General features: G+C 68.8%; 23 protein-coding genes and 8 pseudogenes. 19 read left to right on the top strand and 12 right to left on the bottom strand.

The features are described 5' to 3' along the window. Both ADK36_RS14235 and ADK36_RS14230 read right to left on the bottom strand, forming a co-directional pair. Positions 1–378: pseudogene (locus tag ADK36_RS14235) on the bottom strand (DNA-directed RNA polymerase subunit alpha); the annotation flags it as partial. Positions 379–845: 467 nt separating this feature from the next. Next, on the bottom strand, positions 846–1,160 hold the full coding sequence (locus ADK36_RS14230; protein WP_053197731.1) for a hypothetical protein: 315 nt from the start codon (positions 1,158–1,160) through the stop codon (positions 846–848). A gap of 31 nt (positions 1,161–1,191) precedes the next feature. Between ADK36_RS14230 and ADK36_RS51210 the strand changes: the two are divergent. From ADK36_RS51210 to ADK36_RS46190, 3 genes and pseudogenes are all read left to right on the top strand, one after another. Next, a pseudogene (locus ADK36_RS51210) lies at positions 1,192–1,408 on the top strand (alpha/beta fold hydrolase); the annotation flags it as partial. Between the two features lie 103 nt (positions 1,409–1,511). Beyond that, a complete protein-coding gene (locus ADK36_RS14225; RefSeq protein ID WP_053197728.1) occupies positions 1,512–3,188 on the top strand; it encodes a CocE/NonD family hydrolase in 1,677 nt (558 codons plus the stop codon). A gap of 416 nt (positions 3,189–3,604) precedes the next feature. Next, positions 3,605–4,055: pseudogene (locus ADK36_RS46190) on the top strand (transposase); the annotation flags it as partial. Here the strand turns inward: ADK36_RS46190 and ADK36_RS14220 are convergent. Both ADK36_RS14220 and ADK36_RS14215 read right to left on the bottom strand, forming a co-directional pair. Next, complete coding sequence (locus tag ADK36_RS14220) at positions 3,950–4,441, bottom strand: phytoene desaturase family protein (RefSeq protein WP_053197727.1); 492 nt, start codon at positions 4,439–4,441, stop codon at positions 3,950–3,952. The pseudogene ADK36_RS46190 and the gene ADK36_RS14220 overlap by 106 nt on opposite strands. Positions 4,442–4,464: 23 nt before the next feature. Next, positions 4,465–4,857: a nuclear transport factor 2 family protein gene (locus ADK36_RS14215; protein WP_053197724.1), complete on the bottom strand. Its 393-nt coding sequence runs from the start codon at positions 4,855–4,857 to the stop codon at positions 4,465–4,467. A 126-nt stretch (positions 4,858–4,983) separates the two neighbouring features. On the opposite strand from ADK36_RS14215, the gene ADK36_RS14210 reads away from it, so the two are divergent. Next, positions 4,984–5,559 carry a PadR family transcriptional regulator gene (locus ADK36_RS14210; RefSeq protein ID WP_053197722.1) on the top strand — a complete coding sequence of 192 codons (576 nt, stop codon included), beginning with the start codon at positions 4,984–4,986 and terminating at the stop codon, positions 5,557–5,559. A gap of 209 nt (positions 5,560–5,768) precedes the next feature. Here the strand turns inward: ADK36_RS14210 and ADK36_RS14205 are convergent, their stop codons facing one another. Next, the gene (locus ADK36_RS14205) at positions 5,769–6,575 is read right to left on the bottom strand and encodes an SGNH/GDSL hydrolase family protein (protein WP_053197720.1); all 807 of its coding nucleotides are present in this window, start codon (positions 6,573–6,575) and stop codon (positions 5,769–5,771) included. A 429-nt stretch (positions 6,576–7,004) separates the two neighbouring features. Between ADK36_RS14205 and ADK36_RS51430 the strand changes: the two are divergent. Continuing rightward, a pseudogene (locus tag ADK36_RS51430) lies at positions 7,005–7,127 on the top strand (alpha/beta fold hydrolase); the annotation flags it as partial. Positions 7,128–7,715: 588 nt separating this feature from the next. On the opposite strand, the gene ADK36_RS14200 reads toward ADK36_RS51430, so the two are convergent. Next, positions 7,716–8,378, bottom strand: coding sequence for a hypothetical protein (locus ADK36_RS14200; protein WP_048581809.1), 663 nt, complete (start codon positions 8,376–8,378; stop codon positions 7,716–7,718). Between the two features lies 1 nt (position 8,379). Next, on the bottom strand, positions 8,380–10,797 hold the full coding sequence (locus ADK36_RS14195; RefSeq protein WP_107086859.1) for a glycoside hydrolase domain-containing protein: 2,418 nt from the start codon (positions 10,795–10,797) through the stop codon (positions 8,380–8,382). Between the two features lie 179 nt (positions 10,798–10,976). On the opposite strand from ADK36_RS14195, the gene ADK36_RS14190 reads away from it, so the two are divergent. The 6 genes and pseudogenes from ADK36_RS14190 (at position 10,977) to ADK36_RS49485 (ending at position 13,969) form a co-directional block, all read left to right on the top strand. Beyond that, a complete protein-coding gene (locus ADK36_RS14190) occupies positions 10,977–11,570 on the top strand; it encodes a peptidoglycan-binding domain-containing protein (protein ID WP_048581811.1) in 594 nt (197 codons plus the stop codon). Between the two features lie 89 nt (positions 11,571–11,659). Next, positions 11,660–12,133: a hypothetical protein gene (locus ADK36_RS14185; RefSeq protein WP_048581812.1), complete on the top strand. Its 474-nt coding sequence runs from the start codon at positions 11,660–11,662 to the stop codon at positions 12,131–12,133. 56 nt (positions 12,134–12,189) lie between these two features. Next, the gene (locus tag ADK36_RS14180) at positions 12,190–12,510 is read left to right on the top strand and encodes a transposase (RefSeq protein WP_107086858.1); all 321 of its coding nucleotides are present in this window, start codon (positions 12,190–12,192) and stop codon (positions 12,508–12,510) included. Between the two features lie 215 nt (positions 12,511–12,725). After that, positions 12,726–13,130: a hypothetical protein gene (locus tag ADK36_RS14175; RefSeq protein ID WP_048581813.1), complete on the top strand. Its 405-nt coding sequence runs from the start codon at positions 12,726–12,728 to the stop codon at positions 13,128–13,130. Between the two features lie 539 nt (positions 13,131–13,669). Continuing rightward, positions 13,670–13,816, top strand: a pseudogene (locus ADK36_RS47890) (IS481 family transposase); the annotation flags it as partial. Further along, on the top strand, positions 13,790–13,969 hold the full coding sequence (locus tag ADK36_RS49485) for a hypothetical protein (protein ID WP_048581814.1): 180 nt from the start codon (positions 13,790–13,792) through the stop codon (positions 13,967–13,969). The pseudogene ADK36_RS47890 and the gene ADK36_RS49485, both read left to right, overlap by 27 nt. 65 nt (positions 13,970–14,034) lie before the next feature. On the opposite strand, the gene ADK36_RS14165 is transcribed toward ADK36_RS49485, so the two are convergent. Together ADK36_RS14165 and ADK36_RS14160 are read right to left on the bottom strand one after the other, a co-directional pair. Further along, positions 14,035–14,478: a hypothetical protein gene (locus ADK36_RS14165; RefSeq protein ID WP_048581815.1), complete on the bottom strand. Its 444-nt coding sequence runs from the start codon at positions 14,476–14,478 to the stop codon at positions 14,035–14,037. 182 nt (positions 14,479–14,660) lie between these two features. After that, positions 14,661–15,470, bottom strand: a complete 810-nt coding sequence (locus tag ADK36_RS14160; protein WP_234329760.1) for a thermonuclease family protein — start codon at positions 15,468–15,470, stop codon at positions 14,661–14,663. A 288-nt stretch (positions 15,471–15,758) separates the two neighbouring features. Here ADK36_RS14160 and ADK36_RS14155 point away from each other — a divergent pair. The 6 genes and pseudogenes from ADK36_RS14155 to ADK36_RS14135 form a co-directional block, all read left to right on the top strand. After that, positions 15,759–15,987, top strand: a pseudogene (locus tag ADK36_RS14155) (lysophospholipid acyltransferase family protein); the annotation flags it as partial. Positions 15,988–16,506: 519 nt separating this feature from the next. Beyond that, positions 16,507–16,711, top strand: a pseudogene (locus ADK36_RS46185) (sodium:solute symporter); the annotation flags it as partial. After that, positions 16,684–16,914, top strand: a pseudogene (locus ADK36_RS51425) (IS110 family transposase); the annotation flags it as partial. The pseudogenes ADK36_RS46185 and ADK36_RS51425, both read left to right, overlap by 28 nt. 32 nt (positions 16,915–16,946) lie before the next feature. Continuing rightward, positions 16,947–18,245 (top strand): 4-carboxymuconolactone decarboxylase, encoded by a 1,299-nt coding sequence (pcaC, locus tag ADK36_RS14145; RefSeq protein WP_053197710.1) that lies wholly within the window; start codon positions 16,947–16,949, stop codon positions 18,243–18,245. A 64-nt stretch (positions 18,246–18,309) separates the two neighbouring features. Further along, positions 18,310–18,945, top strand: coding sequence for an MBL fold metallo-hydrolase (locus ADK36_RS14140; protein WP_048579508.1), 636 nt, complete (start codon positions 18,310–18,312; stop codon positions 18,943–18,945). A 56-nt stretch (positions 18,946–19,001) separates the two neighbouring features. Further along, a complete protein-coding gene (locus ADK36_RS14135; protein ID WP_053197708.1) occupies positions 19,002–19,781 on the top strand; it encodes an exodeoxyribonuclease III in 780 nt (259 codons plus the stop codon). 103 nt (positions 19,782–19,884) lie between these two features. Here the strand turns inward: ADK36_RS14135 and ADK36_RS14130 are convergent, their stop codons facing one another. Further along, positions 19,885–21,651, bottom strand: a complete 1,767-nt coding sequence (locus ADK36_RS14130; RefSeq protein ID WP_053197705.1) for an SGNH/GDSL hydrolase family protein — start codon at positions 21,649–21,651, stop codon at positions 19,885–19,887. A 254-nt stretch (positions 21,652–21,905) separates the two neighbouring features. Here ADK36_RS14130 and ADK36_RS14125 point away from each other — a divergent pair, with 254 nt between their 5' ends. Together ADK36_RS14125 and ADK36_RS14120 are read left to right on the top strand one after the other, a co-directional pair. Next, positions 21,906–22,313, top strand: coding sequence for a DUF6278 family protein (locus ADK36_RS14125; protein ID WP_048579505.1), 408 nt, complete (start codon positions 21,906–21,908; stop codon positions 22,311–22,313). Positions 22,314–22,450: 137 nt separating this feature from the next. Next, positions 22,451–23,194, top strand: a complete 744-nt coding sequence (locus ADK36_RS14120; RefSeq protein WP_048579504.1) for an amino acid ABC transporter ATP-binding protein — start codon at positions 22,451–22,453, stop codon at positions 23,192–23,194. Between the two features lie 224 nt (positions 23,195–23,418). On the opposite strand, the gene ADK36_RS14115 is transcribed toward ADK36_RS14120, so the two are convergent. Continuing rightward, a complete protein-coding gene (locus ADK36_RS14115) occupies positions 23,419–24,987 on the bottom strand; it encodes a CocE/NonD family hydrolase (protein ID WP_048579503.1) in 1,569 nt (522 codons plus the stop codon). A 125-nt stretch (positions 24,988–25,112) separates the two neighbouring features. After that, entirely contained in the window at positions 25,113–25,874 is a 762-nt protein-coding gene (locus tag ADK36_RS14110; RefSeq protein ID WP_048579502.1) for a hypothetical protein, read from the bottom strand. Positions 25,875–25,903 lie beyond the last annotated feature (29 nt).

Raw genomic sequence — 25,903 nt, 5'->3', positions numbered from 1 at the left:
GGCGAGGACGAGGTCGGGGTTGTGCACCTCGACACCGGCCGGCGGCGCGATGTCGGCGGCGGTGACCAGACCCGGGCCCTGCTTGCGCAGGTACATCACCACAGGCTCGTCCTGCTCGCTGCTCACGACCAGCTGCTTGATGTTGAGGATCAGGTCGGTGACGTCCTCCTTGACGCCCGGCACGGTGGTGAACTCGTGCAGCACGCCGTCGATACGGACGGACGTGACTGCCGCACCCGGGATCGAGGACAGGAGCGTACGGCGGAGGGAGTTGCCGAGGGTGTAGCCGAAGCCCGGCTCCAGCGGCTCGATCACGAACCGGGAGCGGAACTCGTCGACGACCTCTTCGGTCAGTGACGGACGCTGAGCGATCAGCACGAGGTATTGCCTCCAGTGGTTTGGCGCCCGCTATGTGACGCCGTAGATACCACGAAGGGTACGGGCCATACGGTCTTGGCAGAGACCGAACCGCCCGTCACCCGTCAGCCCGGACGCCGGACGGGGTGGTCGGGGAACGTGCCCGACAGGGTCCGTCGGCCTGGCGGACAAGGCCGGTACTCCAGTCGAGCGTTTCTCGGGCCCGTCGGCAGTACCGTCGGCTCGACCGCGGCGGTGATCGGCGGGCCGACGCGGCCCTGCACCGGATCGCGCAGACCCGGGTACGCTTCGCCCCCCGCCGCACCAGGGAGTATTACTTCACCGGGCCGGCCATCGAAGAGAGCGAACGCGCGCTGAAGCAGCGAGTGAACAGCGCGGCCCTGCGCGTACCACGGGTCGGTGATCGGCTGTGAGCCGGACGCATGGTGCAGGCCACAGTGGCACGGGGCCGAAGGAGGCGTGTCGCGTCAGCCCTTCACCGAACGGGCCGAGCCCCACAGGGCCCCCGGGTTGACCCGGTCCGGATGGAGCTCCAGCATCGCTCGGTAGAGCTCCTCAGTGGACGCGGTGCGCGCGACGCGGTCCTCGAAGTCATCGAGGTAGGCGCGGGTCTCGGCGAGGATGCCCGGGGAGTCGGGCCGGCCGGGACGCTTGTGCCCCGCCACGACATGGTCGGCTCCGAGGCCGGCAAGCACGCCGAGCGCCTCCTTCCGCACCCCCGCCGGCTTTGCGGTGCGCGAGCTGTTCGGCACCGCCACGATCGACGCGCTCACCTCGGCCACCGGCCTGCATCTCAGGGATGGACGAGTTGTCCCCCATGCCTCGACCGTCGCGAGGGCCGTGTACCAGAACCTGCCCAACCTCATCGCCGCCCGCTCGCGCTACCCCGAGGTCAAGGCGCCCGTCCACCTCGTCTACGGCGAGGAGGACTGTGCCGGCCGCCGATTTCACGCAGGTCCCCAGGACCGGCCACTTCATCGCCCTGGAACGGCCCGACCTGCTGGCCGACCTGCTGAACGCGGTGGCCTGACCGCCCCGAGAGCGCCTTAGTCACCCCCGTTCGGGTGTAGTGCGGGACGGGGCCAGGTTCGACCATGTGCCTGACAGCGTCGTGGCGTGCAAAGGAGCAGCGCGTGGCAGAGATTCAGATCGAGTTCGATGTTCCGGCCGAGATGCGTGACGGCACCGTGCTGCGCGCCGATGTCTACCGGCCCGGGGGCACGGGGCCGTGGCCGGTGCTGCTGAGCCGACTGCCGTACGGCAAGCAGATGGCCCTGGCGATCGCCCTCCTCGATCCCCTGGCGGCGGCTCGGCGTGGCTTCATGGTGGTCCTCCAGGACACCCGCGGCCGGTTCGCCTCCGAGGGGGAGTGGGAGCCTTGGACGTACGAGGAGAGCGACGGGTACGACACCGTACGGTGGGCCGCTGCCCTTCCCGGAGCGAACGGCTCCGTCGGCATGATCGGCGCCAGCTACTTCGGCAACACCCAGTGGATGGCGGCGCTGTCCAAGCCGCCGGAGCTGAAGGCGATCGCGCCGATGGTCACGTGGTCCGACCCGGACGACGGACTGTGGACGCGCGACGGCGCGATCGAACTCGGCATCACCGCGCCCTGGTCCCTCATGATGGGCGCCGACGCGCTGATGCGCCGTCACAGCACCGACCCGGCCATGCTCGGCGGCAGTCTCGGCAGGCTCGTGCAGGATCTCGACGGCCTGGCCGACGGCGGCTACGGCGAACTGCCCGCCGGGCGGTTTCCCGCGTTCGCCCGGCACGACCTGCCCGAGCTGGGCTACGAGCGTTCCCGGCGGGAGCCCGGCTGGGCGACGTCCTGCCGTGTCGCGGGCAGGCACGACGAGGTTGACCTGCCCACCTTCCAGGTCGGCGGCTGGTACGACATCTTCGCCCAGGGCACGCTCGACAACTTCGCCGCCATGCGCAGCGCCGGCCGGTCCGTCACGCTGATCATGGGCCCGTGGGGCCACACCAACCAGCAGCACGTCATCGGCGACGTCAACTTCGGGTTCGGCGCGAACTCCGCCTTCATGGGCATGCGCGGACCCCTGCACGGCCTCCAGCTCGACTGGTTCCAGCGCACGCTCGGCGACGGCGAGGCCCTGGATCCGGACACGGGCAGGGTGCTGCTGTTCGTCATGGGTATCAACCAGTGGCGCGAGGAGACGGAATGGCCCCTGTCGCGGGCGGTGGACACGGATTTCCACCTGCGCGCCGACGGACGCCTGACGCAGGAGCCGCCGTCCACGGCCGAGCGGGCCGAGGAGTTCACCTACGACCCCATGGACCCGGTGCCCACGACCGGCGGCGCGCTCCTGATGTCCGACGAGTTCCGTCCCGGGCCGCTCGACCAGACGGCCGTGGAGGCGCGCGAGGACGTCCTGGTCTTCACCACCGAACCGCTCACCGAGGACGTCGAGGTGACCGGCCGCGTCCGGGCGGTGCTCTTCGCCGCCACGGACGGACCCTCGACCGACTGGGTGGCACGCCTGTGCGACGTAGACGAGAACGGTGTCTCCCGCAATGTGGCCGACGGCATCGTGCGGGTGCGCGCGGCGACCTTGGGCGAGGCGGCCGAACACGTCGTGGACCTGTGGTCGACCAGCATCGTCTTCCGCGCGGGGCACCGGATACGGGTCCAGGTCACCTCCAGCAACTTCCCCCGCTGGGACCGCAACCTCAACACGGGCGAACCCGAGGAGAACGCGACCACGGCCCGAGTGGCCCGGCAGCAGGTCTTCCACGACCCCGCCCGGCCGTCCCGCATCGTCCTGCCCGTGGTGCCTCCAGCCTGACCGGGAGCGATGGGGGAGCCCGCCGATCCGTTGCTCCGGTGGCAAGGGCGCCGAAGTAGCCATGTCGGCTCGGTCGAAGGGCGGCAGGCATCCTGCGGCGGAGGCGATGACCTCCCACGGGCGCCTGCCACTCGGCAAACGCCGCGGTGAAGATTCCTCGGTCAGCGGACCGACCAGGTTCCACTCGATCGGCCTGAGATGACGCGGCCGGATCCGGAGGCAGCGGCCATCCGGTCGAGTACGGCACCGAGGGCCTGGGTCAAGGGGGCACGAGCGCAACCGCCGGCGCACCGAACTCGCCGCCCCTGGAGCCACGTTGACCGACACCGAACCTCTGCTCGTCGAGCAACGCGGCACCGTGCGGTGGCTGCTGCTCAACCGCCCCGAGCGGCGCAACGCCCTCAAGCAGAGGCGGCGGACGGGCAGCCGTCCTCGACGTCCGTGTGCGGGTGCGGCGCCTGGTGTGTTCCACGCGCGACTGCCGGCAGCCCTTCCGCGAGCAGATGCCCGGAGTGTTTGAGCGTCACCAGCGACGCACGGCCCGTCTGACCAGGTAAGTCAAGTCTGTGGTGAAGGAGTTGGCGGCCGGGCGGGATCTCGTTTGCTGACGATACTCGCGGCGGGCCTGCTCGCCACACGGCCCTGCGCGCCCTGCTGCGCATCCCGTTGCCCACCGGGCGGACGCCCCGCGTGAGGGGCGTCGACGACTTCGCTCTGCGCCGGCGGCACCGCTTTGCCACCGTGGTGATCGACGCCGAGACCTATGAGCGGATCGACGTGCTGCCCGACCGCACCGCCGACAAGCTGGAAGCTTGGCTGCGCGAGCATCCGGGCGTCGAGGTCGTGTGCCGTGACGGCTCCGTCACGTCCCTGGCGAACGCGAAGAAAGGCTCGACGCGGGCGCGGTTGCTGGGGAAGGCCTCCTCCAGGGCGTCCACGGCGCCGGCCCGGTCGGCGGGCAGGGTCACATCGTGCCGGCCGGGTACCACGGCGCGGTACAGGTCGTGCTCCTGGACGAACTCCAGTGAGTCAGCGACGCCCAGCTTCTCGAACAGCCAGCGCAGCGTGTACGGCTGGACCTCCAGGCCGACTCCGGACAGCTGGTGCAGCGCCGTCTCGAACTCGAAGCGGCCTCGTCGAAAGCAGGTGGCGCAGCCGCCGGGAACGTTGTGGCGCTCCGCGAGGAGGGTGCGCAGTCCCGCGCGTTGGAGGGTGGCGGCGGTCAGTCCGGCGTTGCCCGCGCCGATGACCACCGCGTCGAAGTCCGTCGTCGTGGTTACTGTTCGGCGGCCTCTCGGGCGATCCGCTCGAACTGGGCGCCCATGGCCTCGCCGAGCGCCTGGGCGGCGGAGAGCGGGCGCACCATCACCGTGAACTCGTCGATCTTCCCGTCGTCGTCGAAGTGCAGGAAGTCGCAGCCCTGGATCTGCTTGCCGGCGACGGTGGCGGTGAAGACGAAGGCGTGATCGCGGCCGTCGGAATTGGCGATCTCACGGATGTAGGTGAAGTCCTCGAAGACCCGGAGCACGCCGCGCAGGATCGCCGCGGTGATCGCCTTGCCCGGGTACGGCTTGAAGGCGACGGGGCTGGTGAAGACGACGTCGTCGGCCAGCAGAGCGGCCACAGCGTCCAGGTCGCGGCTCTCGACGGCCTTACGGAAGGGATGCATGAGCCCGCCTCAGATATTCAAAAAGATGAATAGGTGTGATGGAGAGTAGAGGGCACCGTTAGGACTTGTCTACAGGGGAGGGTGAACTATTAGTCACGTTGTTGATTAATCTGCTAGCGTGCGTCCATGGCTTTGCGGAACGCGCTGATGGCCGCGCTGTTGGAGGGCGAGGCGTCCGGGTACGACCTCGCGAAGGCGTTCGATGCGACGGTCGCCAACTTCTGGATGTCGACGCCTCAGCAGCTCTACCGGGAGCTGGATCGCATGGAGGCCGAAGGACTCGTCACGGCCCGCGTCGTCGAGCAGAAGCGCCGCCCCAACAAGCGACTGTTCTCCTTGACGGAGGCCGGGCGGAAGGCCGTCCACGCCTACACCGCCCAGCCCTTGGTTAAACCGGCGGTGATCCGGGACGAGTTGCTTGTCAAGGTGCAGTGCCTGGACGCGGGCGACATGGAAGCGGTCCGGACCGCCATCACCGAGCGCATGGAGTGGGCCACCGCCAAGCTGGCCCGCTACGAGCGGCTCCGGCAGCGCCTGCTCGACGGGCGCTCCGAGGAGGCGTACTTCGCCGAGGCCGAGCGCATCGGCCCGTATCTCACCCTGCTGCGCGGGATGTCGTTCGAGCGGGAGAACCTCCAGTGGGGGGACATGGCGCTGCGCAGGCTCGAACAGCGCACGGCCGCGCTCCGGGCCGACGGCTGACTGCGGCGGTTCCACCCATACAGTTCGTCAACAAAGTTATTAGCTGGCGGTCGTGAGCAGCCCGGCCCCTCAGGGGTCGTCGGTCTGTGTCCGAGCGAGGACCGGCTGCGGTTCCTTGTCGGCGGGATGGATGTCACTCATTTCCGGCTCCCGTCCGGTGAAGAGCGGTTCAGCACGAGGAGCCGCCGGCGTCGTCGCAAGCCAGAGCATCACACTGATGGGGAGGTGTCCCCGGCGGGCGCGGCCACCGGAAGCAGCGCCGGCCGCTTGGCCCGACGGCCGTCGCCGGAGGAGCGGCCACGCAGGCGGCGGCCGATCCAAGGGCCGAGGAAGGTGCCGGCCCAGCGCAGTTCGGCACCCACGGTCCTCCAGACAGAGATGTCTGTCCCCTCGGCCGGAAGGGGGAGGGTCCACTTGTCGTCGCTGCCCGGCAGACCGAGCGCCTGGGCCGCGGCAGCCGCGATGCGCGCGTGTCCCAGCGGGCCGGCGTGCAGCCGGTCAGCACTCCACAACCGCGGATCGGTCGCCGCCGCGTGCGCGGCCGTCTCCGCCACCACCACGCCGTGGCGGTCGGCGGCCTCCCGGATGCGCGCGTTGAGTGCGAGAACACGGTGACCGATCGGGCGGGCCAACGGCGTGATACGCCCGACATCGGGAAACATGAGGGTCGCGACGGTGGCGCCCTGCGCCGTGAGGGCGGCGAACATCGCCTCGACATGGCCGGCCACCTCGTCGAGGTCGCAGCCCGGGCGCAACGCATCGTTGACCCCAGCCACCACGGTGGCGAGGTCGGGCCGCATCGCGAGAGCCGGCGCCAGTTGCTCGGCGCGCACCTGACCGGCCTTACGGCCGCGCACCGCGAGGTTGGCGTAGAGCAGGCCGGGGCTGTGGCGGGCGACCTCCTCGGCGAGCCGGTCCGCCCAGCCCCGAAGACCACGGACGTCGTCGCCGTCCCCGAGCCCCTCGGTATGGCTGTCGCCCAGGGCGACATAGCGCAGATACCCACTGCTCGACACGGGGCCGACCGCCTCTCGTCAACGCTGCTGATGGAAGTGGCACACGGCCATCGCTGAACAACTAGGCACCTAGTCGCATTGTTGAATATGAGGATAGCTGCGGGCTCACTTCCTGCAAAGTGACGCCGCTCAGGCAGGAGCTGAGGCCGTCGAGGGCGGTCCACCGCCGCGGTCCACCGGCTTGGTCCCGCGCCGACCCCGTACACAACGAGGACGCGGTCGGCTTCGCCACCGCCCGCCGTTTCGCGCCGAACCGCCCGTACCGGGTCACCTTCAACGGTGGTGTCCACGGCCCGGGTGACAACGCCTACTGCCAGGCCGTCATGTCCCCGGCTCACCTCCGGCTCCTAAGAGCCGGGGACGGAGTTCACCCGGCCGATCCGGCCGGGAGGGCCCGCCCGGCGGCGGCCAGGCGCTGGGAGGGCTGTCGTGACAGATGAGAGGCTCGGACGGGTGAGCGAGACACCACCGAACACCCTGCAATACCGCTTTGACGGGCCAGAAGACGCCCCAGACCTGATCCTGGGTCCCTCCCTGGGTACCACGTGGCACAGGTTGTAGAGACTGTCCGTGGGCGTCCAGGTCGGCCCAAGAGGAGCGCGTTATGCCAGGTCAGGGCATTCTGGTCCGAGGGAGTCGACGCAGCCGGTGATAGGCGTGTGAGAGCAGGGTGCGACGAGAAGCCCCGCAGGTGCGACCCGGCGGGGCTTCTGAGCACGTCGGCTTCAGTGTCTGTCGTGGGCACCGTTGCACTCGGTTCTCCTCTCTCGAGGACCCGGAGCAAGGACGCGGCGACGACACGACTCCTACGGCCGATGCACACCATGTGACACGGGAACTCTTCGCGACCACGGGACGTATCCCTCGCTCCCGCAAAGTCCAACGCCAGTCGGATGGCCTGCCACAGCAGCATGATGTCGGTGCTGGGGTCAGCGCATCCATCGTGCAGGCAGTGGCAGACCTCCGGGAAGCGGTCACCGAAGTAGTCGGTGAGGCCCCCGGCGCCGCACACGTACGAGGTCCTGCCCACCTGAGTTGGCGGGTACGGCCTGTGCCGGGGTGGCGATCAGTCGTCGACCAGACCAGCGGCGAGAAGACCGAGGCCGAACTTCCATCGTCTCGAGCGCAGGACGACAGTTGTCAGTTCTTGCTCTGAGCCCTGGCCAGGCGGCGCGCTTCGGCGCGGCGTTTCGGCGCGGCCGGGTCGTCCACCGCGCCGGGGCGCGGGCCGTTGTGGTGCACGGCGCCGTCGCGGAGGGCCTTCGTGAGCTGCGTGAAGGGTTTGGCATCCGGCCCGACGTCGATCTGGAAGTGGCACGCGGCGGCGGGGGAGAGGTCCGCGCCCCAGCGCACCACGCCGCCGCAGTCGGCCAGGATGTCGCGGACGATCGCCTCCTGGTGCGGCCACAGGCCGTCGCCCGCCCCGAGCAGAGCGATCGCACTGCCGGAGAGGTAGTTCGACTCGTACGCGGCCCGTACGGCACGGTCGGTGCGGTGTCCCTGGACGTCCCGGGAGCTGTGCAGCGGCACCACCTCGTAGTGCCAGCGTCTCGCGACGTGCAGGAGGACCGCCGACGCCGCACGGTGCAGGCGAACGGTGGCGGGGGAGCCCTCGACACGGAACGAGTCGAGGGCGTCCGGGTCGATGGCCCAGCCGTTGTCGCTGCGCCGTGCGGTCCACTTGCTGTCGGTCGCGGGCCCGGGCTCGGCCGCGGTCGCGGGTCCGGTGAGGACGCCGCTCAGTGCGGCGCCCGCGCCCAGAGCGCCGGCGGAAAGGAGTACGGCTCGTCGTGTCAGTGCCATGTCATATGCCCTTCTCGGCATCGGCGCGTTCCTCGAGTTCCCACGCGTAGGCGAGCACGAAACTGCTGAGCAGGTTCGGTCCGATGTTGTCCGGTTGGTCCGCTGGGTCGAGGCTTTCTTTGCTTCTCAGTAGCCATGTCCCCGCGATCAGCGCGGCGTCGCAGTTCTCACCCAGGATCAGATTCCTGGCGAGGGTCTGCGTCGTCGAACTGTCGCTGTCGAAACGGTCGGCGTAGAACAGCGAGTAGCGCCGCTGGCAGACCCGGTCGCCAGCTCCCGGACTGTCGGTCCCGTAGTAACGGGCGACCGCTGTGGGGAGATTGAGCGACTCCGTCTTCATGAGCCGCATGATGTTGAACCCGTCGGCGTCCTGAATCCACTGATCGTTGGAGAAGGTGGACGCGGCGTCACGCTTGCCGAGGTAGTCCTGGGCGAAGAGCATGGGGTTCGGGTACTGGGCCTTGGCCTCGCGCCAGTCCATGTAGAACGTCACGAGGTCACCGCCCCAGCCACCACCGTCCCCCAGTGTCACGAGGTCGGTGGTCGAGGAGTACTCAAGGCACATCTCCAGGGTTGCCATGAGGTGCTCCGTACCGACGGAGGTCCCGGTCACCGGATCGGTGAAGCTCCTTCTGCCGGTGAGGGTCAGCCCCTGCTCCGCCAATTTCGCTATCCATCCCTGGTCGACAGCTTCCAGGGCCACCCTCCAGTCGAAGGAGTTGTACTCAACCTGCCGGAAGAACTGGCAGACGAGTTTGGCGGGGTCGGCCCCCGCGTTGTACTCCAGGGCGGCCGTGTAAAGGCGCTGGACGAGGTCGATGAAATCCTGTGCGGGCGACTGCACGGGATTGAGGACGGCCGTGCCCGGGTCGGAGAAGCGGCGCCACACATTCCGGTCGATCTCCCAGGCTTCGCCGAAACTGCCGCTGCCGTAGCTGAACGTGCCGTTGCGGATCTGGTTGAACGACCAGTTCGCGGGCAGCGGGTAGCCGAGGTTGCCGGAGAATCCCCAGGAGAGGCCGGATACGAACGACCAGGTGGCTCCGACGCGGTGGGTGACGTTGATGCACACGTTCCGGGAGCCGTAGACGCCGTAGGTGTAGCGGTTCGTCCGGCCCAGGGCCGCGCGCACGCCACGGAAGTAGTCGAGGACCGCGTCCATGTCCGACCCCGTCGCGTCGAAGTCCACGGCGAAATAGATGCAGGTGCCCTGGCCGAAACCGAACTCCCGTGCCCTGGTCTCGGCCACATCGCCTTGCTCGAATCCCTTGGCGTAGGTGAAGTTGGCCTTCGTCGTGCCGTTCCACTGGAAGATCGGGAACACGCGCAGGCCACCGCGGATGATGTCGCCCAGCTCGGCACTGGTGAGCGCCTTGCCCAGGTAGTGCTCATCGCTCGGGTCGAGATGTTCGTCGAGGTAACGGCCCACGACCTGGAACCCGGCGTTACTGAGCGCCTGCGCCCGGGCGAAGGTGAGCGGCGCTGCCTGGTCGCTTGCGGTAGTGGTGCGGAGCTCGTTGCCGGTGGAGACGAGGAGCTGCGCCCAGGTGTCGAAGTTCGACTTGCCGGTCACGGTGATCTGGCTGAACCTCTGGAAGGCCCGGACGAACGTCTCCGTATGGTCGATGTAGTCGCTGCGGATACGCGTCGTGGTCTCGCCCTCGCCTTCGACGACCGGCGAGTTGAAGACACACAGGGCCGTGAACAGATGGACCAGGTTGCCGCTGCTGCCCACGCTCAGTGTGGGCTGCTCCTTGAGCTTCGCCTTGGTGTTCGAGCCGAAGTACCCGCCGATCTCCGACCGTGGGATGCCGATCTCGAACTGGAGGGCCTTCATCACGGCCTGCTGCACATCACGCGAGTAGACGCCGTCGCATGGAGCGAGGTCCATGGTGGTGATGGCCTCGTCGTACACGTAGATCTGGTTCAGATGCTGCTGGAACTTCCGGATCTCCTCCGTGCCGCCGGGGACGAGCCGGAACTGGTCCATGCGCATGAGCGCCTTGATGAACTGCACAAGGGGCCTGGTGGGGATATTGGAGATGGTCGCGGACGACGCCAGACCGGCCTCGCCGATCAAGTCGTTCATCGAATCGGTGGTCGTCGCGGTCCACTGACTTGCCGGTGAAGCGCCGCGGTACCCCTTGCACCACAGCGCGTAGTTGATGATGCGGACCAGATTGGCGTTGCTCTCGGAGGGACGGATGCCGCCGCGCGCCTCGAGTGCGCTGAAGGTGCCGGGACCGAAGTTCCGCACGGTCGGCGAGATGCCCAGTTCGTGCTGGAGGCCCTGGGTGAGGCTGAGTACCGTCTCCCATCCGGTGCTGCCGTCCTGGGCGCAGCGGACGTAGCCCTTGGCCACGCCGTCGTAGGTCGCGTTCACCCATTGCTGGGCCGCGAGCACATTGGGATCTTCCATGCGATATGTCCCCCATTGGGTTCGTTTCGAGACCAGAGGGGCGCGCACGAAGCCCCGCTGCCAGACCCTCACTCGGGAGGGGGGCTTGGGCAACCTCGAAAGATGCAGGGTCACCTCGGCGTCACTCTGGTCGATCCTGTGCGCAGCGAGCACAGCAGGATCCGATCCGAGGGAGACACATGAACCGCAGAGGGTGGAAGCTGGGTCTCGTCGCGCTGAGCGCGGCGATCGCGACCGTACTTCCCATGAGCTCGGCGCAGGCGGCCTACGCGAGCAACTCCGGTTCCTACGGGACCACGTTCGTCGACGGTGACGGCGCCCTCACCGACGACTTCGGCGACCACTTCGAGGAGCTCGGCAACTCGCTGTGCTACGGCTGTGGGGAGTCGTCGAGCACCGACATCGTCGTGCTCTGGCAGGCCATCCTGGTCGCCGAGCACTACCTGGACTTCCAGGATGTCGACGGGGACTTCGGACCCAAGACCAAGGCGGCCACCATCAAGTGGCAGCAGAGCCGCGGGCTCGCCGCCGACGGCATGGTCGGGGATACCACCTGGAGCAAGGCCGACGACCGGCTCGCCTGGGTCGGCTCGACCGTGCGCTACAAGAGCGCCGGCCTCTTCGGGTTCGTGGAACTCCACCGGGGCGACACCACCAAGTACCAGGACGGCGGCGCCTACCACTTCCACAAGGTCATGCAGGGTGACGGCGTCCATGTCTACGACAGCACCGGCACCCGCATCTTCCACCGCGTCAAGACCATCAGCTACTAGGACTTGTCCGGGCGATCTCTGAGGCAACGGCGGCCGACACCCGCGAATCTCGTTGTCGAAGGTCTCGCCGAGTGAGGTAGAAGGGCGGCATGGATACCGCCGTACTTGAACAGATGCTGGACGAGACCTTCGATCACGCTGTTGTGCACCACGGATACACCAACTACATGCGCGACTACGAGGTCATCGTCTACGCGACGGCTGATCCCCGTACCGGCATCACGCCGTCCCACCTGCGCTACCTCTTCAGGTACTGCGTTGAGGCGCGGTGCGAGACGTCAGTGCCGGCGGAGACTTGGCGGGTGTCTTTGGACGACCGGCTCATCGACCACGAACCCGGTGTTGACCTCGACGGATACGTCTGGGGAGTGAAGTGGCACTGCCTTTATCCGGGAGCGAAGCTCCTTCCCGAGTCGGAGGCGACCCGACGCTGGTCGAAGACCCTCGGGATCGACTTCCACGAGGTGCGCATTGAGACCAATGCGCACAACCTGACCTTGCTCTTCTCTGACCTTCAGGTGAGCGAGGTCCCGGTTGGATACGCACCGTTCGTCACGGAGTAGGAATCGCAGTTCTTGTGATCTTGCGACCCGTCTGTGTTCGGATCGTTCTTCCTGTCATGGGGCGGGGTGATCTGAGTGATGCGGAGTGGGAACGGCTGCGGTCGTTCCTGCCTGACCGTAACAGGCGTTGTGGCAGGTGGCGGGACCATCGGCAGGTGATCGACGGGATTCTGCACCGGGTGCGGACCGGCGTGCAGTGGCGTGACCTGCCGGAACGGTTCGGGCCCTGGAAGATCGTCTATGAACGCCACCGGCTGTGGTCGGCCGACGGAACCTGGGAGCATCTGCTCCAGCAGATCCAGGGTGTTTCAGGCGCCTGGGGCGCCCTGGGCGCGTGTGCTGCGACCCGGCGACGCCAGGCGTCCGGATCAGGGTGAGGCGGGGGCACATGGCGCCCTCCCAGGGCAGAGAGATTCTGCCTTTTCAGTACAGCACCGGACCTGATCGGCCGCCCGACGGCGGCCGCCCCGTGTTCTGTCCCGGGCGCACGCCGATCCGTGCCCGTTCGGCCTAACAGCACGCGCGGGGCCCGGGTCATCTCCATAGGGTCGCGGTGACGATCGTGCAGGCCACCGGCCGAAGGGAATGACCCATGCGGATACGCACCGCGTTCACCGCCGCAGTGGCGGTTGCCCTCGCCACCGGCCCCTTGGCCGGCCTGGCACATGCCCAACCCGATCTGGACTGCCGCGACTTCGCCTTCCAGGAAGACGCCCAGGCAGAGCTGAACCGAGACCGCAGCGACCCCCACCGGCTGGACGAGGACCAGGGGCCGGACGACGGCATCGCCTGCGAGGTCCTGCCCCGCAGAAGCACCACCAGCACGACGGCGGCCACCCCTGTCCCCAGCCGCGGCGTCCAGGGCGGCGTCGGTGGCAGCACCGGCCCCGCCGACTACGAATGGGCTCTGGGCGCAGCCCTGGCCTGCACCTCCCTCGCAGCGGCAGCTGCCTACGCTGCTCGGCGGCGCCGAGGCGCCGGCCCGCGAAGGCACTGACACCGGCCACTGCAGAGAGCATCACCTGCGCGAGCGCCCCTCACCGTCGCCGAGCGTCCCGGCCGAGTTTCCAGGACCTGCAGCGTGACGAACGTGATGAGACGTGCTCGGGACTGCCCTGCCCCAACGCTATGCGCAACTCGCCCTCACGCAGAGCCGCTTGAAAAAACCCCTCAGGTCCCTTTGCAAGCCACCTGTCATCCACGGGCGGCCCCTGACGGGCCGCCGCGCCGTACTGTGCTGGCCCTGATTGATCACGAGCCTGGTCCGGTGGGGCTTCACGGGGCTGTTCGGCGTCGGCGTCGTGCTGGTCGTGACTTCACCAATCGTTCGTGACCGCCGTCTTCTGCGCCGCCGTGATCTGGTCGATCCCGTGGCCCAGGTTCACCACGCGTTGCGCACAGTCTCCTGGCAGGGTGAGTACCGCACGTCCGTGACCGAGACGTCGATCGCGGCCGAGACCGAGCACGAGACGCTCGCACAACGCAGCTTCCGCGGGTACCGCGAGACCCGCGACCACGTGGTGCTGCTCGACGAATTGGGCCTACCTGCAGCCCTACAGCAACACCGAACGCTCCGCCGCCCTTGCAGACTTCCTCCACGTCTACAACCACCATCGCTGCCACACCGCACTCGGAAGCCAGCCACCCATCAGCCGCGTGAACAACGCTCCGGGGCAATACATCCAGCGCACTGGATCCCTGTGTACCGCCAGCACGGCTGCCGCAGACGAGGCGGCGCGCACTGAACGGCACCTGCCCATGCCCGTGGTCGTCGCACACGGCATCCTCGCCGCCATCATGCAGGTCCTGGTGCAGCTGACCGCCCTCGACGTGTGAGGGACCTGACAATGAGGGGCGTTGTCGCACAGTCTGGGTTCGCAGCGCCCGAGTGCACGGAACGTCTACAAGTCGGCGCGTAGTTGTGCGACGACCGCAGCGAGCTCCGGTTCAGCGGCGAGATCAAGCGGGAGCACATCGCCAGCTTGTCGCCGCCGACAAAGCATCGCACCGGGTGCGAGGAGCAGTTCGGCGACAGGATCCACCTGGTTCCAGTTGAGGGTGGCCAGCCGCTCTCGAGTGAACCGGCCGGCGTAGATCGCGGCGAGGTAGTCCTCCGGTTTGTGGGTGTCGGGGTCCTGCCGGACGACCAGGATGGTCACTTCCTTGACGCTGGGCGCCGCGGCCAGAGTCTCCTTGACGGTTGCCAGGACGGTGGAGGCCAGCGCGCGTACATACAGGCTGTTCCGCTCTGCTTTCGTGCGTTTGTGCAGGGTCGGCTTACCGGATGGGGTGGTCGCCTGCTTGCGCTCCGGCACCACCGCCGGTGGCGGGAAGGCGACGACCACCGTTGCCGCGGTACCGGTGCTGTCTATGGGTGCCGCTGGGGAGATGTTGTCCTCGAAGGCCGCTTCCAGGGCCGCGATGACGGTGACCGGGTCGCCGCTGGTCAGTCGGACCCATTCCGCTTCGGCGGCCGCTTGGGCCGCTGTGCGCTCGTCGGCTCGGCGTGCCGTCTCCTCTCGTCGAATTAGTTGCTCTCGCAGCCGATGCCGTCACCGTCTCGGTCGAGACGGTGGGGGTCGCCGGGTCCGACCGGGACAGGTCCGTCAAGGTCGGAGCAGTCCAGGTCGGGCGGCGGCGCCGGGAGATAGGGATCTTCCGGAGCGGTCGGCTCCGGAGTCTCTGTCTCCTTGCCGCAGGCAGACCACAGCCCTTCCCCAGTGTCCTTGGCGTCGCTGCCGGCCTGGGAGATCTTCTGCCAGTACTTGTCGTTGGGCTGGTAGAGAACCGCCTCGGCGTGCCCGGTGCTCACCAGGGAGTGGTTCACGAACTCCTCGTGGTCGTTCCACACGTACAGCAGATAGCGGTCGTACTGGTCTTTGAGGTCCTTGTCGCGTTCGACGCGCACGCTGGAGCCCACGGGCAGTAGTTCCGCGATACGGGCGGACGATTCTTCGCTGTAGCAGGTCCCCACCTCCGGGGCGTCGATTTCCAGGAGGCGGACTGTGGCGGTCTGGCCCCTGGGGAGGATTCCGCCGTCGCCGCGGACTTCGATGGTGTCACCGTCGACGATGCGCTCGATCACATGGCCCGTGACGCTCGGACTCTCGGCGGCTGGAGGAGTCTCGCTCGGGGGCGCGGTCTCGCTCTCTTCCCTTTCCGCCCCTCCCCCTTGAGGGGCGGGTTCGTTCGGCGGAGAGGTCTCCTCGGGGGCCTCCCTGGCTGGCGGCGGTTTGGCGCCTCCGCCGTCTCCGCCGGAGGACCCGAGGGCTGCGGCAATGATGATGAGAATGAGCGTCGCGGCGATCCCCAGCAGGATCTTGGTGAGGCGGCGCATTTTCTTCGGGGCAGGTGAGTCAGGCTCGGGCCACTGAGGCGCCTGTGGGTCCTGCGGCATGACAGTGTCCTAATGGAAAAGCATAAGTATCACTAACCGTAGGATTGGGAATATTCACATACAAGGGGATAGGTGAAGGAATTCCTTGCAAGGGGATCCCGGCACCTGTCGGAAGACGTGCACCAAGAAGTTTAGGAATTATACGACCACGCCACTGAGCCTCGCCTCCGCTGCATCAGGCTAGAGGGCGGGGCGTCGGTGAGGGCCGCGCGGGCCAACCAGACGTGATTGGGCAGTGGGGAGCCGCCGTACGCGCTCGAGCACGTCCTTCCTGGGCCGCTGCTGCGGCTGCCTGTTCCCGCCGAGGGCCGGGGGGCTCGACCATGTTCCGGCAGAGGGCGCGGCGATCGTCGGCGGGAACCACCTGTCCTTCGCGGATCCCCTCCTCATGCCCGCAGTGCTGAAACGGCGCATCACGTTCCTGGCCAAGGCGGAGTACTTCACGGCGCCGGGAATGAACCTCCACTGCCCCTGTTGGCCGCAACAGAGGTGGGTCACGCGGATGAGCCCGCCAGCCGATCACATCCGGCGCGAGGCTGCAGGCGGTTCGCCCCCGGGGCTACCCAGGTAGAGCCATGAGCGACATGGTCGTGGTCTACGAGCTCGACAAGCCGGTGACCGCTCGGTCCTCCACGGATACACCGGGTGATGCTGGACGCCGAGCTGGTCCCCAAACTTGGCCCCGACGAACTGGCGTCCATCCATCCCGGACCTCGAGATGGCCCGGACACGTCTCACCGACATCAAGTCCTTCGTCCGCCGGCGCATGAACCGGCTACGCGGCAATGATCTGGCTGGCCTTGAGCGTCGCACCGCCTACTGCAACGATTGCGCGCCCGCGCCGCCGCGGACGTCCTGTTCAACATCGTTCAGATGAGGCCCTGGGCCGCTCCCGTGGCGGGCTGACCTGCAAGCGCCCGGCCGGCCCTCACGTCATCACCCGCTTGAAATCCTTCGTCCCCGCACGGGAGCAGCCATGCCCAACGGCGTGAACGGCGTGGCACTCGCCGTCTTCATCTTCTTCTTCGTGAGACGAATGGGGCCTGGGCGGCCGGTCGTTCGGGACCTGGATCACCTGGTTCCTGCTCGGCGGTGACGTCTACACGGCCTATACGTTCGTGGCGGTCCCGGCGGCGATCTACGCGGCGGGCGCGGCCGGCTTCTTCGCGGTCGCCTCAACCGCGGCGACGACCGGCAGGCCAGTGCCGCGCTCCACCGCATCGTTTTCACCCGTCTTCGGGTCGACCCGCGCACCCAGGACTCCTACGAGCGCCGGATCAAGGAGGGCAAGTCCCGGCGCGAAATCGTCCGCTGCCTCAAACGCTACGCTGCCCGGGAGGTCTTCCACCTCGTCAAACAGCTACGGCCAGCACCCCGCTCATAGGGGCTGGCGTGACAGATGAGAGGCTCAGACGGGTGAGCGAGACACCACCGAACACCCTGCAATACCGCTTTGACGGGCCAGAAGACGCCCCAGTCCTGATCCTGGGTCCCTCCCTGGGTACCACGTGGCACATGTGGGACCGGCAGGTCCCCGAGCTGACGCAGCACTGGCGCGTCTTCCGGTTCGATCTGCCGGGGCACGGCGGAGCACCCGCGTACCCGGCGGGCTCCGTCGCCGAGCTCGCCGAACGGCTGCTGGCCACCCTCGACCGCCTGGGCGTTCAGCGCTTCGGCTACGCCGGCTGTGCGCTGGGCGGCGCGCTCGGCATCGAACTCGCCCTGCGCCACCCGGAGCGCGTCGCCTCGCTCGCGTTGATCGCCGCCTCACCCCGCTTCGGCACGGCCGACGAGTTCCGGCAGCGGGGCGTGATCGTGCGCACGAACGGCCTCGACCCCATCGCCCGCACTTCGCCGGACCGCTGGTTCACCACCGGCTTCGCCGCCGCCCAGCCCGCCATCACCGAGTGGGCCGTGCAGATGGTGCGCACCACCGACCCGGGCTGCTACATCGCCGCCTGCGAGGCGCTCGCCTCCTTCGACGTACGGCCCCAGCTCGGCGGCGTCACCGTGCCCACGCTCGTTCTCGTCGGCTCGGACGACCAGGTCACCGGCCCCGCGGAGGCACGCACCCTCGTCGCCGGCATACCGGACGCCCGGCTCGCCGTCGTGCCCGGCGCCTCCCACCTCGTCCCGGTCGAGCAGCCCGCCGCCGTCACCGACCTGCTGGTCCGGCACTTCACCACCGCCTGGCAGCCGGCCTACGACTCCTCCACCGGCCAGATGGCCATCGTCGCCGCCCCCGTCAAGCCGGTCCTGGCCGCCGCGCCTCCGCAGCCCGCGCCCATCGCCGAGATCGCCGCTGCCGTCGTACAGCCGCAGGCGACGGGACGGCCGGACCCGTACGACGCCGGGATCAAGGTCCGTCGCGAGGTGCTCGGTGACGCGCACGTCGACCGGGCGCTGGCACAGGCGGACGAGTTCTCCGGGGACTTCCAGGAGTTCATCACCCGCTATGCCTGGGGTGAGATCTGGGACAGACCCGGTCTCGACCGGCGCTCCCGCAGCTGTGTCACCCTCGCCACCCTGGTCGCGGGCGGCCACATGGAAGAACTCGCCTTCCACACCCGCGCCGCCCTGCGCAACGGCCTCACCCCCGACGAGATCAAGGAAGTACTGCTCCAGGCGGCCGTCTACTGCGGCGTACCGGCGGCGAACAGCGCGTTCAAGGTCGCCCAGCAGGTCATAAGGGAGGAGACCACTCCCACGGAGTGACCACGCCCACCGCGTGACCGCTACGAGGGCGATCGTGAACCGGCCCCGGGGGCAGGATGGTGCCATGAAGCTCACGAAGAAGTCGCATGCCTGCGTCCGCCTCCAGAAGGACGGGCGCACGCTCGTCCTCGACCCCGGGGGATTCAGTGAGGAGGACGCAGCGGTCGGCGCGGATGCGATCCTCGTCACGCACGAGCACCCCGACCACTTCGACGAGACGCGCCTGCGGGCGGCCCTGGAGGCCAACCCGGCCGCCGAGATCTGGACGCTCAAGGCCGTCGCGGAGCAGATCTCGGCGGCGTTCCCGGGCCGTGTCCACACCGTCGGCCACGGCGACACCTTCACCGCGGCCGGCTTCGACGTCCAGGTCCACGGCGAACTGCACGCCGTGATCCACCCCGACATCCCGCGCATCACCAACGTCGGCTACCTCATCGACGGCGGCCGCGTCTTCCACCCCGGCGACGCCCTCACCGTGCCCGACCAGCCGGTCGAGACGCTGATGCTCCCGGTCATGGCCCCCTGGAACAAGATCTCCGAGGTCATCGACTACGTCCGCGAGGTCAAGCCCCAGCGCGCCTACGACATCCACGACGCCCTGCTCACCGACCTGGCCCGACCGATCTACGACCGCCAGATCGGCGGCCTGGGCGGCTCGGAGCACCTGCGCCTGGTGCCGGGGGACTCCGCGGAGGTGTGAGCGGCCCCACCCGGGCCGGGGCCGGGTTGTCAGTCCCGCCCGGTAGGTTGTCAGGCATGCGCATCGCGACCTGGAACGTGAACTCGATCACCGCCCGCCTGCCGAGGCTCCTGGCCTGGCTGGAGAGCAGCGGCACCGACGTGCTGTGCCTCCAGGAGGCCAAGGTCGCCGAGGACCAGTTCCCGTTCGACCCGCTGCGCGACCTCGGCTACGAGGCGGCGGTGAACGCCACCGGCCGGTGGAACGGCGTGGCGGTGCTCTCCCGCGTCGGCCTCAAGGAGGTCGTCAAGGGCGTCCCCGGCGACCCCGGCTACGACGGCGTCGAGGAGCCCCGCGCCATCTCCGCGACCTGCGGCCCGATCCGCGTCTGGTCGGTCTACGTACCGAACGGCCGTGAGGTGGGCCACCCTCACTACGCCTACAAGCTCCAGTGGTTCGAGGCCCTCAAGGCGGCCGTCGCCGGTGACGCGGGCGGCAGCCGCCCGTTCGCGGTGATGGGTGACTACAACGTGGCGCCGACGGACGACGACGTCTACGACGTGGCCGCCTTCGAGGGCCTCACCCACGTCACCCCCGCCGAGCGCGCCGCCCTCGCCTCCCTGCGCGAGGCCGGTCTCTCCGACGTGGTCCCGCGCCCCCTCAAGTACGACCACCCGTTCACGTACTGGGACTACCGCCAGCTCTGCTTCCCCAAGAACCGCGGCATGCGCATCGACCTGGTGTACGGCAACGAGCCGTTCGCGAAGGCGGTCACCGACTCCTACGTGGACCGCGAGGAGCGCAAGGGCAAGGGCGCCTCCGACCACGCGCCGGTGGTCGTGGACCTGGACGTGTAGGGGAACCCTCTCGGCCGGTCCGGCGTTTGAGGACGAGGCCGTTCAGGCCGACAGGGGGGCCTGGGGGCACAGCCCCCAGACGCCCACCCCGACGCCGGTGACCTCACGGCACCAGCAACCTCAGGTCCACCGCCTCAGCCAGCGCAGCGAGCCCCGCGTCGCCGGGATGCAGATGGTCCCCACTGTCGTACGCGGGCAGCATGCGAGAGGGTCGCGCCGGATCCCGTACCACCGCGTCGAAGTCGAGCACGCCGTCGAACGCGGCGCCGGAGCGGATCCACTCGTTCACCTCGACCCGCTCCATGTCAGCCAACGCGGTGCAGCGCACCTCCCCCTCGCACGGCAGGATCGTCGCCGCCAGCATCCGCAGCCCCCGTGCATGCCCCCGGTCGGCGATCTCGCGCAGCCCGGCGATCACCTGCTCCGCGGTCGTGTCCCACCGCAGATCGTTGATGCCCTCGAACACGACCGCCGTACGCGCCGACGTCTGGGCCAGGACATCCCGGTCGAAGCGGTACAGGGCGCTGACCCCAGCCGTGTCCGTGGAGACGCCGTCACCGGGATAGCGGTCGGAGACCACACGGTTGCCCGAAATTCCCTGGTTGAGCACCCCATAGCGCGGGACCACACTCTGCTTCAGCAGCCGGGTGGCCAGCACATTGGGCCAACGCCGGTTGGCGTCCATCGTGGACTTGTCGCCGTCGGTGATCGAGTCGCCGAGCAGCACCACGGACCCCGGCCCACCGCCCACGTCGACACCGGTCAGCAGCGGCCAGCTGGTCAGGACCGTGGGATACGCCGAGGCGGAGCCGTCCGCCGTGTGGTCACCGGGCGCGCTCACATACGACCGCTGCTGCGCGAGCCGGTGCACGGGCGCGGCCGGCACAGTGCCCGGCAGATGGAAGCTGACCAGCAGATTGGTGTCCGCGGGTACGGCGAAGCCGAGCGGGTCGCTGTACGCCTGCGCTCCCGCCGGAATCTGGACGCCCGCCGCACTCCGGAAGGACACCGCGACCGGCGTCGCCCGCGCCGCCGCGCCCGCCTCCTGCACCGCCACCGTGGCGCTCCCGATCCGCACCGGCGCCGCGGCGAAGGTGTTGTCGAACCGCAGCCGCACCCGCGGCCCGCCGGCCGAGGTGTGCACCACCAGCCGCAGCGTCCGGTCGGTCCATGGTCCCACGGTCGGATAGCCCCCCGTAGCCGTCGCCCAACTCCCCGTCCAGCCGGTCGCCCGGGCCCGCACCGACAGCGCGAACACATGCAGCCCGGACGCCTGCGGCAGCTGTACGGAGGCGACCGCGCGCCCCACCACGACCGGCACGGTCATGACGTACAGCCGCGGACGCTCGGCGAGTTGGCCGCCGGGCGTGTTGATGTGGGTCAGGGCCACCGCCTTGGTGGCGAGGGGGCCGGTGCGCCAGTCGGGAGTGGTCAGGCGGTAGGAGGTGCGGCTGCCGTCGGAGTACGTGACGGTCCCGGTGCCGCCGGCGCCGGAGGCGCCCGTCCCCGCCACCAGGAAGGCGAGGGCGTCGCCCCGCCCGCGCACCCGTACGTCCTGTCCGGCGGCCACGACGTTGTCCGGCTGGCCGGGCTGCCGCTTCGGCCAGACCAGCCGGGCCCCCTGCACGGTCAGCGCGCGGCCCGGTGTCCAGCCGGCGGCCGCGAGGGACTGGGCCGACAGGGAGGCGCCCGCCCCGTCGAAGTTCGCCTCGGCGGGCCGGGCGTCGTCGCTGACGGCCCTGTTGTCGAAGAGCCGCTCCAGGGGGAGCGGCCCGGCTCTGCGCTCGGGGGCGGCCTGTGCGGAGACACCCGGCACCAGGACCGCGAAGAGAGCGAGGACGACCGCGGAACTCCACACACGTCGGCGCAACTCCGACTCCTCCCGTTCACGACCGCTCAGGACTACGTATGACTGCGCATGACAACTTCAGGTGAGAAGAACAGGCAAGACGTACGGACGAGACGTACACGAGACGTTCCGACGAGACGCAAGACGCACCGTGAAGTTAGAGAGGCGCCCGTGACCCGTCAACGAGCCATGCCCGAACTCGGCGTGAACTCGACCGGAATCGGCGGCCCGCGCGCCTGTGGTGCGTTCGGCAGTACGAATGACACGCTGGGCATATGAAGATCCCTTTTCTGGGCAACCGACCCGAGAAGCGCGGGGCCCCGGACCCCGAGGGCATCGCCGAACTCCTCTCCGAGTGCGAGCTCCTGCGCTCCCACGCGTCCCGGGCGGGGGTCCAACTCGACGACACCGCCGCCTCGTTGGAGGCGCTCGACCAGCTGCTGCCGCGTTGGCGGGACGACGAGGAGATCCTGCCGTGGCTGGGCAACGACGCCGGTCTGTATCTCGGCACCGTCATCGTGCGTACCGTGCCCGGAGCCGCCTGGGAGATCTGGCCGGACGGTCAGCCGGTCGTCCGGCTCGCCTCCGGCCGTGAGTTCGATGTCGTGGCTTCCGGGCAGGAGTGGGCGGTGAGCGGGGTGCCCGAGCTGTCGCAGCTGTACGCGGAGGTCGCGGAAGCATGAGGCGCCGGCCCGCAGTTCGACATAAGTTCGGTGTAAATACGGCTTATGCCCGAAAAGTGCGTGTCGTGCATTAAGTTCATTGTTGCCCGGATAGTTTGCGAAAACCGCTACACAGCTGAGAGTGACTGGGGCTGGGCATGGCTGGCGATCCACTGATCGAGCTGCGTGACGTCAACAAGTACTTCGGGGACCTGCATGTCCTACAGGACATCGATCTCACCGTCGGCAAAGGGGAGGTGGTCGTGGTCATCGGCCCCTCGGGGTCGGGGAAGTCGACACTGTGCCGGGCCATCAACCGGCTGGAGACCGTCCAGTCCGGCACGATCCTGCTCGACGGGCAGCCACTGCCCGCGGAGGGCAAGGAGCTCGCCCGGCTGCGCGCCGAAGTCGGCATGGTCTTCCAGTCCTTCAACCTCTTCGCCCACAAGACGGTCCTGCAGAACCTCTCGCTGGGCCAGGTCAAGGTCCGCGGGCGCAAGAAGGACGACGCGGACCGGCGCTCCCGTGAACTCCTGGAGCGCGTCGGGGTGGCCGACCAGGCGGACAAGTACCCCGCCCAGCTCTCCGGCGGCCAGCAGCAGCGCGTCGCCATCGCCCGGGCCCTCGCCATGGAACCCAAGGCGATGCTGTTCGACGAGCCCACCTCCGCGCTCGACCCGGAGATGATCAACGAGGTGCTGGAGGTCATGCGTCAACTCGCCCGCGACGGCATGACGATGATCGTCGTCACCCATGAGATGGGCTTCGCCCGCTCGGCCGCCAACCGCGTGGTGTTCATGGCCGACGGCCGCATCGTCGAGGACCGCAGCCCCGACGAGTTCTTCACCCATCCCAGCAGCGAGCGCGCCCGGGACTTCCTCTCGAAGATCCTCCATCACTGAGCGGGAGTACGACCCATGCCGAGCCGAACGGTGTTTCTCCACGCCGGAATCCTCGCCGAGTCCGACGTCGACTACGATGATTCGTCCGTCCCCAAGGCCGTGGAGGTGGCCCCGGCCGCGACCAGGGACGCTGCTGCCGGGTGGGGATCCCCCCACGGCCCCTAGACCAGGGGCAGCAGGGGGCAGCAGTCATAGAGCCATACCCGCCCGGCGCCGGCCGGAGATCACTGCTCGCGCAGTGGGATCGACACGTACGACGGGTCGTTCGCCGGTGAGGAGAAGGTCAGCCGTGCGCCGGACGGGTTGTGCTCGATGTAGAGCGGGTCGACCGTGTCGACGACCAGGGCGAGTCGGTGCCCTGCCGGGACGTCGTAGGCCGTGGAGTACAACTCCAGGTCGACGGCGAACGGCTTTCCGGGCGTACGCCCGTGGAAGGTGTACGGCGCGTTGCTGACCAGCTTGCCGAGGCCGAGCGGGCCCACGTCGTAGAGGTAGGCGACGAGGGTGCCGCTCTCCTTGGTCGGGGTGACGGTGGTGTGCAACTTCGCGGTGCCACGTACGCGTTGGGGCGTGGCGTACTTCTCCGACTGCCACACGCCCGCCCAGAGCCGGGGGATCAGCGGGATCGAGGCCATCGGGGGCACGTGGGCCACCTGGTCGAGGATGCTGGACAGGAAGACGACCCCGCCGTCCGCACCGGAGTTGACGTTCGTGCGGATGGTGGTCGTGCCGCCGAGGGCGATCTTCCGGTTGGTCGCGCCGACCGACTTCCAGTCCGGATAGCCCTCGTAGCCGCCCGTGGAACGGGACTTGAGCTGGACGGGCAGCTCGCGGTTGATGCCGTTGTCCTCGCCCTTGAGGTAGTGGTCGAACCAGCGCGCGGTGTCGGTCCACACGTCGTTCGGGAGACCGAACAGGCCGGTCAGCTCGGCGGTGGCGTGGTCGCCCGGGCGGAACTCCAGCCGCTTGGGGCCGGTCAGCTTCTCGTAGAAGTCCGCGTACTGGTTGGGCGGGAAGATCGTGTCGCCCCAGGCGTTGGCCATCATGACCGCGGCGCCGTTCTTGTTCAGTTGGTCCACGTATGTCGCGGCCGAACGTTTCTTCCCCCAATTGATCATGTCCTGTTCCTTGGACAGGTTGGAGGCGTAGAAGTCGTTGAAGATCTGCCGGACTTCGGCGCTCTGGCGGCCGGTGACCAGGCTCGCGCCGTCCAGCAGCCCCGCGGCCTGGACGTGCTGGGTGCGGCCGGAGTAGATCGAGCCGATGAGGTCGGCCCAGCCGCTGAGGGCGGCGACCGCCCTGACCCGCTTGTCGTGCGCGGCGGTCAGCAGGCTGATGCCGGCGCCGTACGAGACACCCGCCATGCCGATGTGGCCCGCGTCGGCCGGGGTGTTGGCGAGCGCCCAGTCGATCACCCGGGACGCGTCGGCTATGTCGGGCGGGCCCGCCACTTCTATCTCGCCGCCCGACTGCCAGAAGCCGCGCACGTTGTAACTGACCACGACATAGCCGGAGTTCGCGAGCTTCTGGGCCTGCGCGAAGTACTCGACCTGGGGCAGGCCCCAGCTCGTGGGCAGGACGAGCAGCGGGTAGCGGCTGCTGCCGTCGGCGCCGGCGGGCGTGATGACGTTCGCCTTGAGGGTGGTGCCGCCGTCACCGCTGATGTCGACGAAGCGGACGCTGTTCGGGGCCGCCTGTGCGGCGGGGGCGAGGCCGAGGGCGCTTCCGGCGATCAGAGTCGCGGAGACGGCGCCCACGGCGGTCGTACGCAGGGCCTTGTTGTGGTGTCCCACTGGTCACTCCTCGCTCGTGTCACTCGTGTCAGTGCAAAGTGACCGAACGGTAACCGGGGCCCCTTACCGTAAGTAACCCGTCGGTAAGTTACGTGGCGGTAACGATTACTGGAATGTGATGAACCTCAGGAGGCCCGGTGGGTATTACGCGTAGTCGCCGCCGGTGCCGGCAGGGGTGCCTGTGCCGCCCTGGTGACATCCGCGACCAGCTCCACCACATCCGGTCCGTAAGCCTGCGAGTTGACCACCTTCAGCAGCAGGACGAAGGAGCCCGTGCCGTGCTTGCGGGCCAGCCGCTCGTGGTTGCGGGCGAGGTAGCGGGTGGCGGCCTGGTTGGTGATCGCGGTCTGGCCGCAGAAGAGGAAGACGGGGCGGGTGCCGTGGCTCTGGTCGACGGTGAGCCGGGCGAGGAGTGCGTACTCCTCCTTGCCGACCTCCACCCGATGGCGCTCGGAACCGACCTGCAGGGCGCCCCGGTCCGGGCCGGGTTCGGCGTCGACGTTCACCCGCACCCCGGGCAGCAGGGAGGCCAGGTGCGCCATCATGCGGCGGTTCGACGCCGGGCCGCCGACGCAGAACTCGGTGCGCTCGCCGAAGCCCTGGCGTGCCGCGTCGTGCGGGACGATCTGGGCGTGGGCGTTGCAGTCCTTGATGAGGGCGGCGAGTTCGAGGAGCGCGAACACGTCGTAGCGCATCACCGTCAGTTCGGGGCCGCCGGCGCCGCGGTTGACCACCAGCAGGGACTCGGCGTTGTCGGGCAGCCCGAAGAACGCCTGCTTGCGGCGGAGCTTCCGATTCCACAGGTAGGTACGGGCGAGCCAGCCCAGTCCGGCGCTGATGGCCGCCGCGACCACGCCCAGCACGATGTTGCGCACGTCGTCACTCATGGGCGCGCATGCTAGCGGGCCAACGCAAA

The sequence above is a fragment of the Streptomyces viridochromogenes genome, assembly GCF_001270495.1.
GTDB lineage: Bacteria > Actinomycetota > Actinomycetes > Streptomycetales > Streptomycetaceae > Streptomyces > Streptomyces viridochromogenes_A.
Note: the sequence above shows the minus strand (reverse complement) of the source record. Positions and strands in the feature narration are given on the sequence as shown.

Excerpts from the sequence above, each read along its gene's own strand:
- ADK36_RS14215 (WP_053197724.1), bottom strand. The coding sequence starts at position 4,857 with ATGCATCCCTTCCGTAAGGCCGTCGAGAGCCGCGACCTGGACGCTGTG.
- ADK36_RS14210 (WP_053197722.1), top strand. The coding sequence starts at position 4,984 with ATGGCTTTGCGGAACGCGCTGATGGCCGCGCTGTTGGAGGGCGAGGCG.
- ADK36_RS14200 (WP_048581809.1), bottom strand. The coding sequence starts at position 8,378 with ATGGCACTGACACGACGAGCCGTACTCCTTTCCGCCGGCGCTCTGGGC.
- ADK36_RS14195 (WP_107086859.1), bottom strand. The coding sequence starts at position 10,797 with ATGGAAGATCCCAATGTGCTCGCGGCCCAGCAATGGGTGAACGCGACC.
- ADK36_RS14190 (WP_048581811.1), top strand. The coding sequence starts at position 10,977 with ATGAACCGCAGAGGGTGGAAGCTGGGTCTCGTCGCGCTGAGCGCGGCG.
- ADK36_RS14185 (WP_048581812.1), top strand. The coding sequence starts at position 11,660 with ATGGATACCGCCGTACTTGAACAGATGCTGGACGAGACCTTCGATCAC.
- ADK36_RS14180 (WP_107086858.1), top strand. The coding sequence starts at position 12,190 with ATGGGGCGGGGTGATCTGAGTGATGCGGAGTGGGAACGGCTGCGGTCG.
- ADK36_RS14175 (WP_048581813.1), top strand. The coding sequence starts at position 12,726 with ATGCGGATACGCACCGCGTTCACCGCCGCAGTGGCGGTTGCCCTCGCC.
- ADK36_RS14160 (WP_234329760.1), bottom strand. The coding sequence starts at position 15,470 with ATGCGCCGCCTCACCAAGATCCTGCTGGGGATCGCCGCGACGCTCATT.
- ADK36_RS14140 (WP_048579508.1), top strand. The coding sequence starts at position 18,310 with ATGAAGCTCACGAAGAAGTCGCATGCCTGCGTCCGCCTCCAGAAGGAC.
- ADK36_RS14135 (WP_053197708.1), top strand. The coding sequence starts at position 19,002 with ATGCGCATCGCGACCTGGAACGTGAACTCGATCACCGCCCGCCTGCCG.
- ADK36_RS14125 (WP_048579505.1), top strand. The coding sequence starts at position 21,906 with ATGAAGATCCCTTTTCTGGGCAACCGACCCGAGAAGCGCGGGGCCCCG.
- ADK36_RS14120 (WP_048579504.1), top strand. The coding sequence starts at position 22,451 with ATGGCTGGCGATCCACTGATCGAGCTGCGTGACGTCAACAAGTACTTC.
- ADK36_RS14110 (WP_048579502.1), bottom strand. The coding sequence starts at position 25,874 with ATGAGTGACGACGTGCGCAACATCGTGCTGGGCGTGGTCGCGGCGGCC.